Origin of the sequence: Lysinibacillus sp., assembly GCF_032093475.1 — a bacterium.
Taxonomy (GTDB): Bacteria; Bacillota; Bacilli; order Bacillales_A; family Planococcaceae; genus Lysinibacillus; species Lysinibacillus irui.
Genome location: NZ_DAMDAY010000060.1, coordinates 1 through 9908, shown reverse-complemented (window position 1 = coordinate 9908; position 9908 = coordinate 1). Strand labels below are relative to the sequence as shown.

The window sequence follows — 9908 nt, the reverse complement described above, 5'->3', positions numbered from 1 at the left end:
TACTCAAGCTTTTAAGCTATCAGGCATTTGGGTGGTGCTTGGTCAAATTTGTGCGGCACTACCGATCAGCATAGTCGGTAATCTTTCGGTTAGTCATATTACTATAGGTAATACCTTCGAATTAGGTTATTTGACGATTCCTTTTACAATATTATTTCTTGTTGGCTTTACAAATGTAATAAATCTAGAAAAAGTACATAATCCATCAATCTTGCTGTTACCAATTGTGTCTTTCGTTTGCTTGTCAATATTAGCTTACATTATGGGTAATTTATTTGTAGTAATCATAGGATTTTGTAGTTGTTTAGTTATGCTGTCTATTCTGTTATACAGCTATTTTTCTGGTAAAGTAATTGTAGGACGAACGCTTACTACGACAATTGGTTTCATCATAGCTGTACTATCACTATCTCTTATCAAAGCATCTATTGTAAATATTTATATTCCCATATTTACTTTAGCACTACCATTCACATTATATTATTGGATGAAAGATAAATTTACAAGTGTATACGCTATTACAGTTAGCGTTGTAACAGCAATAGTATTTAGTGTCCTAATGTTCATAGTTCCTTTTTATATGCTCTGGTATTTTGTTGTTGGATTAACGATACTTTTAGTGATCACACAATCCTCACGTAAATACCGTATAATTTAAAGTTGGATGGGAGCATCCTAATAAACATTGTAGGACTTGCGTATATGACGATTAATCATAAAAACAAGTCCTAAAATGCTTAAACAGTCTTTAAATACTTTTCATAGCAGATACATTGGTGTTTACGTGTGATATTAGTGAATTGTTCCATATCATGGCCGACATAATGACTGAATGTTGAAACAGGAAATAGATTTGGAACATTCGTTGTGATTCTATTAGTCATTTCACTCCCTTCAAGATAAATATGATAATAGGATTCGACTTGAGAAAACTCCATTTTTTTATACCAATTTTGCACCCATTCATCGTCTCGCGTCCATGCTTCAAAGCGATTTAAATTTAGTTCAATGGCTCTTTTTTCAGCAACCTTTAATAAATTTTCGCCTATTCCTTTTCGTGAATAATCAGGATGTACAGCGATGTGCCAAATCATACCACCTAGTCCTTTTCCTCTTGAACAAACTGTGCCTTCTTTGATTTCATATTCTATATCAATTAAACCAACAATTTTTCCATCAATTTCAGCTACTAATTCAATGGAAGGCTGTTCATAGACTTCTTTTTTATTTAGCACATTGTCAAAATAAGCTGTTTTTAAAAAAGCAAGAACTCTACATTGTAGCCAGCCTAGTTCATCTTCTTTTTTATAGTTTCTAATTAACAATTCAATATACCTCCACTTCAATCAGTAATTTACCTACAATGAACTTGAGCCATTGGTTGCCCATCATATACCTGTTACAAGATCAATCGATGTAGATTTACCATTAATTTGAATATCAATCGTATCATGGTGAGGTTCTAACGTTAATTTGTAAACATGCTGTTTTATTGCATTATCTTGCTCGTTTGTCACATCTAACTTGATCGTTATTGTATTATTTTGTGTTTCAAGATCTACCGTAACGGTTCCTTTTGATCGAAAAACGATGTAAGAAACATCTTGATCTACTACATTGAGTAATTGTAGTGTTGATTTTTCGTCCATAGCCTTTTGCACTTTATCTGGAACTACCTCAATTTCAGTAATGCTTAATGTTGATGAGTGACATGCTGTAAAAAGAAATACGGTGAAAAACATAAAAAATAATAATTTTTTCAATGCCTTTTCATACCTCCTCTTGATTTACTATAATTTCCATTAATTGAATTGTACCATAGTAAAGGTATGGTAGGTCGAAATGGAGAGGGAGTACTGACAAAGAATTACTAACGATATAAGTGAGGGTTAAATCACTTTGAAATTAATAGAAGAGTTCATCATAAAGGGAGTCGATGGATAAATGCCAGTATATAATAAACTTGTAAGGGATAAAATTTTAGAAATGATAGAAGAGAAAGGTTTATCGTATTATGCACGAACTTTAGAATCAGAAGAATTTATCAAGGCAATCAAAACTAAGATGATAGAGGAAGCTACAGAATTTCACGAGGCGAAAAATAGTCAGGAAAGCGTTGAAGAATTGACAGATCTGCTCGAACTCATTCATACAGCTATACGTGTGTTAGGCGTAAGTTTTGAAGAACTAGAAGCGATGCGTGAGCAGAAGAAAAAAATTCGTGGTGGATTTGAAAAAAGAATTTTTTTGCTAGATGTAGAAGATCCATCAGGTTCGCTATAAATTAAAACGGCTTTCGACAGCCAAACCTTCCTTTTTATAGTATAATAAACGGTAGTACAGCATTTGTTTGTGATTTGTAAGGGAAAGGATGATATTTGTATGGCAGAGAAAGTAGGACAATCTTTCGTACAACCAACACCTTCTGGAAAAGAAGAGCTTGGAAAAATAGAGGTAGCGGCAGAGGTAATCGAAGTTGTAGCAGGTATTGCTGTCAATGAGGTTGAAGGCATTGCTGCAACTCGTGGAAATATTGCGACAGGTGTCGTGGAACGATTCGGTAAAAAAGTACACAATAAGGGCATTAAATCCGGTGTCACAGAAACGGGTGAAATTGCAATTGATGTATTTTGCTCTGTAAAATATGGATATGCCATTCCTAAGGTTGCAAAGGAAGTACAAACGCAAATACGCCAAGCTATTTTTAATATGACAGCACTAGAAACAGCAGAAGTCAACGTGCATATTACTGCTATACAGTTCGAAAAAGAAGAAACAGCAGTACATGAATAACAAAAAAAGGGTTGCCCTAAGATGATTTTTCATCAAAGGGCAGCCCTTTTTTAAGGATTTCTCTAGGATTCATTAGTCTAAATGTATCGCCTTTTTTATAATTCAATATGCTTTGGCTTTCTCCAGAACAATGCCAGAATAACGCCAAGCACTAACACGATTGTGGCAAAGTAATAGGGATAGTTCAAATTTACATCGAACAAGATCCCACCTAAGATAGGCCCAAAAATATTACCTAGGCTTGTAAACATGGAGTTCATACCACCAACAAATCCTTGTTCATTGCCAGCAATTTTTGATAGATATGAAGTAACCGCTGGCCGAATTAAATCAAAGCCAACGAAAATAAAGAATGTGACAAATAAAATGGCAAAATAATGACTGACAATCGTCATAGCGAATGTTAGGATCGCCGAGAGAATCAATGAATAACGAATGACATTAATTTCACCCATTTTCTTTGTTAGCCAGTCAAACAGAATTAATTGAGCCAGGGCTCCTACAATACCACTTCCTGTAATAATAATGGCAATATCTGATGGCGTAAATGCAAATTTGTGATCGACAAATAAGCTAAATAGTGATTCGAATGCAGCGAGACCAAAGGATAGCACGAAAATAAGAATGAATGGAATAAAATAAAGCGGGCTAAACACACGCTTCACACTACCTAGCATAGATGGTGTAACTTCCTCATTGTCCGTAGCACGCGACGGTTCTTTTAATAAGATCAACGACAGAATAGCCGCGAAAAGACCAAGGACCCCTGCCGCGTAAAATGGTACACGTGTACCATATTCTGCTAAAAATCCTCCGATACCAGGACCGATAATAAACCCTGTGCTAATGGCAGCACTCATATAACCCAGTGCTTTAGGACGCTGTGCTAATGTCGTAATATCAGCAATATAAGCTGTTACGGCTGGCATAATAAAAGCTGCACTTACGCCACCGAGCATACGGGAGGCAAAAAGAATTTCCACTGAACGACCGAATCCGAATAAAAACTCAGAAAGCCCAAAAATAAAAAGACCTAACACGATCATGATTTTACGACCGATATTATCGACTAATTTACCTGCGATAGGTGATGCAATCAATTGGGTAATAGCAAATGCTGCTACCATATAACCAACAACAGAGCCCGAGATATGAAGCTCATTCATGATAGTTGGTAAAACAGGGATGACTAAACCAATCCCTAAAAAAGCAATGAAAAGATTGGATAATAAAATTGCTAATGTTATATTTTGTTTCTTGCTCATAAAGCTCTCCTTCTACCTGTTAAACGATACATGTTTTAAATCTACTAGAATATTTCCATGTAATACGATAAACCCTATAGTAACTATAGGGTCAAAAGATTTGTTTTCCATTTTTAAAGTTTTTATCAGTTTGGGAGTTTTTGAGGAGTTTATACGATTGGCCTTTAAATTTTTAGGGAAGATTCTTGTCCTTCTTGTTTTTGTCTAACCTTTAATTCTACAATAAACTTCTTTTCTTGCTCCATTGTTAATGTCGCTGGCATATAGAGTTCATACACTTGTGATTCAAATATTTCTTGCTGCGCCAATACATAATTTCTTAATTTTTCATAGTACGAAAAATAAGTTTCAGGGTCATATATAAAGGCAATACATACATACTTTCCAGCGGGAATGGTAGTTTGCTGTATATTTGCTGAGAGCTTTGAAAATGTGCGCTCTGTTAAAAGAGGAGTGAAAATAACATCATAAAAAATATCATGGACATCTTGATAAGGCTTAAGAGGATATATACAACCATATCGACTATTTAACACACTGCCCTCGTTTTCAATGATTTTTGTTAGTATTGCATAATATGTATTAGCGCTCGATGTTGGTGTTAATTCAGTCGTTGTCACTTGAAGAACGGGCATTGCTTCTTCTACCTGTTCATATACTTCACCGAAGATCGGGATATCTATTTGTTCTTGTAATTGCTTTTTTGTTTTCAATAAAGTATTTTTCGCTTCATTTAAGCGTGAGATTTTCTCGTTTATTCGTAGCTCTTGCTGTGCAAGAAAATCAAGCAATTCATTTGAGGTTAATTTGAGCGCTTTTTTTATATCTTCGAGGGTAACACCGATATATTTAAGTGATTTTATTATATCTAAATAGAATAGCTGAGTGTCTTTATAGTAGCGGTAATTGGTGTAGGTATCTGTATAAGCTGGTTTAAATAAATCAATTTGATCGTAATAGCGTAACGTCTGAATCGATAAGTTTGAAAGTTTGGCAACCTCACCAATGGTATAATAATGTTCCTTCATAAATTGCCTCCATTAGTAATACCTAAAGAAGTTTCGAATGGCGTCAAAGCGAATTTTATGCTTGCAATCGTCACAGTAAAATAGGTGAGATTTACGTTCCTTCATTAGTTTGTATTGTTCTTCACCTTCAACCAATTTAAATGGTTTTTTACAACTCGTACATATGGCTTCATATTGCATTGTGAACACCTCTGAAGTTTGTTTTCGTTTTTCTTTATTATACATGATGAGGAGGAAACAATCATTTTTGGAGAGCTTATTTGATTAAAAGGGAGCTCAATTAGGAATGATGTAAAAAGTTCCTTAAAAAAGGTTTCAGATTATTGAAAACTTGCTTGAAATCGTGTTTCTCGTGCGATTTTATGCTATTATAAACCTTAATGCCACTTAAGAAGGAGAGCTTTACATGAAACGACATGAAGCACGCGAAAAAGCGTTGCAAGTTTTGTTTCAGCTAGACAATACGGATCTAACAGTAGAAGAAGCAATGGGTCATATTAAAGGACAACCAACCAATGCCTTTTACGAAAAGATTGTTACTGGAACAGCTGAACATTTGGAGGAAATCGATGCTACTTTAGAACAGCATCTTGAAAAGTGGTCACTTGCCCGTCTACCGAAAATTGAAAGAACGGTTTTACGTCTAGCTGTATACGAACTTTTATACATGCCAGAAACACCAAAAAGAGTAGTACTAAACGAAGCAATCGAGTTATGTAAAACATTTGGCGATGATAGTTCATCTAAATTTGTCAATGGTGTACTTTCTAAATTTACAGAACAAGAATAATGTGTTGAATTGGAAGGAGTAACGAAGGTTTATGTCAAGTGCAATTATTAATGGTAAAGAAATTGGTCAAGAAATTCGTAATGCTGTAGCAGAGCGTGTCATTCGCTTAAAAGAGCGAGGATTAACACCTGGTTTAGCGGTTGTATTAGTTGGAGACAACCAAGCTTCAGCTACATATGTGAGAAATAAACAAAAATCTTGTGAAGCAATTGGTATGTTTTCAGAACTGATTAAATTACCAGCTGAAACTACGCAAGAGGAATTATTAGCACAAATTCAACTTTTAAATCAACGTGAGGATATTCACGGAATTTTAGTACAACTACCACTCCCAAAACATATTGATGAGGATACAGTCATAGCGACAATCGCTGTCGAGAAGGATGTCGATGGTTTCTCACCAGTAAGTGTGGGGAAAATGATGCTTGGCCAAGACACATTTTTACCTTGTACACCGTTCGGCGTGATGAAGCTTCTTGAGTATTCAGGAATTGACATTGCAGGAAAACATGCTGTTATTGTAGGACGTAGTCATATCGTTGGTAAACCAATGGGACAACTACTTTTGCAAAAAGACGCAACGGTGACATATACACATTCTAAAACGCCTGATTTACCTTCATTTACAAAACAGGCAGATATTTTGATAGCTGCTGTCGGACGTGCAAACTTTATTACAAAGGAGCATGTAAAAGATGGAGCGGTTGTCATTGATGTCGGTATTAATCGTGATGAGAACAATAAATTATGCGGTGATGTAAACTTTGCAGAAGTAGATGGTATTGCATCACATATTACTCCTGTACCAGGTGGTGTCGGACCAATGACAATCACGATGTTACTATTCAACACAGTGCAAGCAGCTGAAAATAGCTTGCAAAATAAATAACATAACCATAAAAGAGTCATCTCAACATTGCTTTGAGATGACTTTTTTGATGAGTAAAAAAGAACTTCTTTGCTATTTTTGACGTCTAATGTAACGTTTGGGACATACATACGTAGAAGGAGGTTTTTATGGAAAACATCGATATTATGTTAATTGTTAAACATATCATCATTGGTCTTGTCCAAGGTTTCACAGAGCCTATTCCCGTTTCATCGAGTGGACATGTTATGATTGCCAGTGAAATACTAGGGCTTGGAGAACAAGGTTTTACATTCGCCATTTTAACTAATACAGCATCATTACTTGCCATTATGTATATTTATCGAGAGGATATTGTGCGCCTTATAAGTCATTTCTTTCTCTATTTAAAGACAGGGGAGAGGCGCTATAAAGCTGATTTTCGCTTTGCATTGTATATTATCATAGGATCTATTCCAGCAGGCGTTTTAGGGGTGTTATTAAGTGATGTCATTGCTGACAATGTCAGTATGACTACAATTGCGCTTATGTTATTTGTCACAGGAGCTGCATTATGGTTAATACGTAATATGCGAGGGAAGAAGAATGATGCTGATCTCAGGGCAAAAGACGCTATTATTGTAGGATTAGGGCAAGCAGTAGCTTTAACGCCAGGTATTAGCCGATCAGGAGCAACGATTATTTCAGCAATAGCAGTAGGTATGAAGCAGGATACAGCCTTACGGTTCTCCTTTATGCTTTATATTCCTGTAAGCTTAGGGGGAGTGGTCCTTGGGATTACGGATTTTTTAGAGGAGCCGAATAAAGGCGCATTGGCACTTCCCTATGCAGCTACTTTCATCGCTACGCTCATTATGACCTATTTTGCGATGCGATGGTTTATGGGTATTATGAAAAGCGGTAAACTTAGCTATTTTACGTACTATTGTTTTATTGTAGGTACGCTTCTATTACTATTCTATTAAAATGTAAAGTCTCATAACAACTATTGTTATGGGGCTTTGTTTTGTTATGGATGGTAATAAGCTGTTTTCTAATAGTTTGATCGTGTATGAATATGTTATAGTTGTTTTTCGATAGTTGTAACCTCGTCATTTTTTCTAGCGAAACTGCATTTTGGCACGTCAACGACAGTAAAAAATGTTATGATAGGTGTAGTTTTTGTGAAAAACTTGATTATAGTAAAGGAGCCGAAAACATGTCGTCTGCTTCTTATTTAACAGTAAAAGCGTTAACGAAATATATTAAACGAAAGTTTGATGCTGACCCTCATCTACGTGAAGTATATGTAAAGGGTGAATTATCGAATGTTAAACTCCATCAATCAGGCCATATTTATTTTACGCTAAAGGATGATGGAGCCCGCATTGCGGCTACGATGTTTAAAATGGCGGCTACAAAATTAGCGTTTGAGCCAAAGGAAGGTATGCAAGTATTTATTCGAGGCGATGTAAACGTTTACGAAGGTTATGGTACCTACCAACTTTATGTACAGGAGATGCAACCTGATGGCATTGGTAGCTTATTTGTTGCCTTTAATCAATTAAAAGAACAATTACAAAAAGAGGGGCTTTTTAAACAAGAGTGGAAGCAACCGATACCAAAGTTTCCTGAAAAAATAGGTGTATTAACATCGACTACAGGTGCTGCTATTCGAGATATTTGTACGACGTTGAAGAGACGTTACCCCCTTGCTAAAATTTTGATTTATCCAACTCTAGTGCAAGGAGCGCAGGCGGCTCCAAATATTGTGCAAAATATTCAACGTGCCAATCAGAATGCGAGTTGTGATGTGTTAATTGTAGGTCGTGGTGGAGGCTCTATTGAGGATTTATGGGCTTTTAATGAAGAAATAGTGGCACGGGCTATTTTTGAAAGCCGAATTCCTATTATTAGCGCAGTCGGACATGAAACAGATACAACCATTGCAGATTATGTAGCTGATTTACGAGCTCCTACACCAACGGCAGCTGCAGAGATGGCTGTTCCAGATCAAGCAGAGCTCTACCAGCGGGTACTTACGCAAAAAACACAACTTCATCAAATAGTGAGGTCGCAACTTATGGCTGAACGACAACGTCTAAATAAGCTCCAGCAGTCTTATCCATTGTCCATGCCAGAAAGACTTTATCGACCATTTACTGAAAGATTAGCACAGCTCGAGTCTGGGTTGCAGACAGCGATGCAGGTGGAGTTGATGAAGAAAAAATCTCAGCTTCAACAATTACATAGTACGGTCGAGCAGCATTCACCTAAAAAGGCACTGGCGTTCCATCAACGTGAACTTGAAGCACGCATTCAACAATTATCCCGTGCTACTACGTATTATGTAGCGAAGCAACAACAACAATTTGAGGCCACTGTTAGAACATTAGAAGCATTAAATCCGCTATCCATTCTAACAAGAGGTTTTACAGTAGCATATAAAGATCAACAAATGATCAAATCATCCACTGAGGTACAAAAGCAGGATCAACTTACACTTTCTTTCCATGATGGGAAAGTTGTGGCTGAAGTGAAAAATATCTTGCCAAAGAATGAGGGGGAAACGTTGTGACAGAGAAACAACAAACGTTTGCAGAAGCCATGACGGCACTAGAAGAAATCGTTCGCCAGTTGGAGCAAGGCGATGTGCCATTGGAAAATGCAATAGATTTATATAAGCAAGGAATGGAGCTATCAAAGTTTTGCCATAGTAAGCTGCAACATGCAGAAGAACAGCTCGTATCGATTGTCCAAGAGACTGGTGAAACAACAGCATTTGATCCACTAAAGGGAGAGAATTAGGAAATGAATGAGCCATTAAAGTACTTTATTGAAAGTAACATACCACAAATTGAAGAAACCATGTTTGCGCTTGTTGAACAAATTGATGCACCAGCCGATTTAAAGGAATCTATGCTTTATTCATTAAAGGCTGGCGGTAAACGAATTCGCCCACTTTTTGTGTTAGCAGTACTTGAGCTTTACCATAAAAATTTACAGGACGGCTTTCTTGTCGGTTCTGTAATTGAAATCATTCATACGTATTCTTTAATCCACGATGATTTACCAAGTATGGATAATGATGATTTCAGAAGAGGAAAGCCGACGAATCATAAAGTTTATGGTGAAGCACTTGCAACGCTTGCTGGAGATGCACTAAATACGTTGGCATTTGGCAT

The 9908-nt window shown here is 36.5% G+C and carries 13 protein-coding genes; 9 read left to right on the top strand and 4 right to left on the bottom strand.

Annotated features, from left to right (window positions below; translation table 11 throughout):
• The coding region (locus RT445_RS13405; protein ID WP_313470717.1) for an MraY family glycosyltransferase at positions 1-658 on the top strand (658 nt) is incomplete at its 5' end.
• A 79-nt stretch (positions 659-737) separates the two neighbouring features.
• On the opposite strand, the gene RT445_RS13400 is transcribed toward RT445_RS13405, so the two are convergent.
• The gene (locus tag RT445_RS13400; protein ID WP_274793632.1) at positions 738-1325 is read right to left on the bottom strand and encodes a GNAT family N-acetyltransferase; all 588 of its coding nucleotides are present in this window, start codon (positions 1323-1325) and stop codon (positions 738-740) included.
• A 63-nt stretch (positions 1326-1388) separates the two neighbouring features.
• On the bottom strand, positions 1389-1763 hold the full coding sequence (locus RT445_RS13395; RefSeq protein ID WP_274793631.1) for a peptidylprolyl isomerase: 375 nt from the start codon (positions 1761-1763) through the stop codon (positions 1389-1391).
• A gap of 181 nt (positions 1764-1944) precedes the next feature.
• Between RT445_RS13395 and RT445_RS13390 the strand changes: the two genes are divergently transcribed.
• Together RT445_RS13390 and RT445_RS13385 are read left to right on the top strand one after the other, a co-directional pair.
• Complete coding sequence (locus RT445_RS13390) at positions 1945-2283, top strand: nucleoside triphosphate pyrophosphohydrolase (RefSeq protein ID WP_274793630.1); 339 nt, start codon at positions 1945-1947, stop codon at positions 2281-2283.
• 99 nt (positions 2284-2382) lie between these two features.
• Positions 2383-2793 carry an Asp23/Gls24 family envelope stress response protein gene (locus RT445_RS13385; protein ID WP_274793629.1) on the top strand — a complete coding sequence of 137 codons (411 nt, stop codon included), beginning with the start codon at positions 2383-2385 and terminating at the stop codon, positions 2791-2793.
• A gap of 95 nt (positions 2794-2888) precedes the next feature.
• Here the strand turns inward: RT445_RS13385 and RT445_RS13380 are convergent, their stop codons facing one another.
• Entirely contained in the window at positions 2889-4058 is a 1170-nt protein-coding gene (locus RT445_RS13380; protein ID WP_274793628.1) for an MFS transporter, read from the bottom strand.
• A 164-nt stretch (positions 4059-4222) separates the two neighbouring features.
• Positions 4223-5086, bottom strand: coding sequence for a MerR family transcriptional regulator (locus RT445_RS13375; RefSeq protein WP_274793627.1), 864 nt, complete (start codon positions 5084-5086; stop codon positions 4223-4225).
• Positions 5087-5492: 406 nt separating this feature from the next.
• Here RT445_RS13375 and nusB point away from each other — a divergent pair, with 406 nt between their 5' ends.
• From nusB to RT445_RS13340, 6 genes are all read left to right on the top strand, one after another.
• Complete coding sequence (nusB, locus tag RT445_RS13365) at positions 5493-5876, top strand: transcription antitermination factor NusB (protein ID WP_008179889.1); 384 nt, start codon at positions 5493-5495, stop codon at positions 5874-5876.
• 31 nt (positions 5877-5907) lie between these two features.
• Positions 5908-6765 (top strand): bifunctional methylenetetrahydrofolate dehydrogenase/methenyltetrahydrofolate cyclohydrolase FolD, encoded by an 858-nt coding sequence (gene folD, locus RT445_RS13360; RefSeq protein ID WP_274793625.1) that lies wholly within the window; start codon positions 5908-5910, stop codon positions 6763-6765.
• A 128-nt stretch (positions 6766-6893) separates the two neighbouring features.
• Positions 6894-7709, top strand: a complete 816-nt coding sequence (locus RT445_RS13355) for an undecaprenyl-diphosphate phosphatase (protein ID WP_274793624.1) — start codon at positions 6894-6896, stop codon at positions 7707-7709.
• Positions 7710-7942: 233 nt separating this feature from the next.
• Complete coding sequence (gene xseA / locus RT445_RS13350; RefSeq protein WP_274793623.1) at positions 7943-9301, top strand: exodeoxyribonuclease VII large subunit; 1359 nt, start codon at positions 7943-7945, stop codon at positions 9299-9301.
• On the top strand, positions 9298-9531 hold the full coding sequence (gene xseB / locus RT445_RS13345) for an exodeoxyribonuclease VII small subunit (protein ID WP_008179899.1): 234 nt from the start codon (positions 9298-9300) through the stop codon (positions 9529-9531). The genes xseA and xseB overlap by 4 nt, the downstream gene beginning before the upstream one ends.
• Positions 9532-9534: 3 nt before the next feature.
• Positions 9535-9908, top strand: a 374-nt coding sequence (locus RT445_RS13340) for a polyprenyl synthetase family protein (RefSeq protein WP_313470716.1), incomplete at its 3' end; no start/stop codon positions are given.

Coding starts and splice junctions, on each gene's coding strand:
- RT445_RS13355 (WP_274793624.1), top strand. CDS start 6,894: ATGGAAAACATCGATATTATGTTAATTGTTAAACATATCATCATTGGT.
- RT445_RS13385 (WP_274793629.1), top strand. CDS start 2,383: ATGGCAGAGAAAGTAGGACAATCTTTCGTACAACCAACACCTTCTGGA.
- xseA (WP_274793623.1), top strand. CDS start 7,943: ATGTCGTCTGCTTCTTATTTAACAGTAAAAGCGTTAACGAAATATATT.
- RT445_RS13390 (WP_274793630.1), top strand. CDS start 1,945: ATGCCAGTATATAATAAACTTGTAAGGGATAAAATTTTAGAAATGATA.
- folD (WP_274793625.1), top strand. CDS start 5,908: ATGTCAAGTGCAATTATTAATGGTAAAGAAATTGGTCAAGAAATTCGT.
- RT445_RS13375 (WP_274793627.1), bottom strand. CDS start 5,086: ATGAAGGAACATTATTATACCATTGGTGAGGTTGCCAAACTTTCAAAC.
- RT445_RS13380 (WP_274793628.1), bottom strand. CDS start 4,058: ATGAGCAAGAAACAAAATATAACATTAGCAATTTTATTATCCAATCTT.
- nusB (WP_008179889.1), top strand. CDS start 5,493: ATGAAACGACATGAAGCACGCGAAAAAGCGTTGCAAGTTTTGTTTCAG.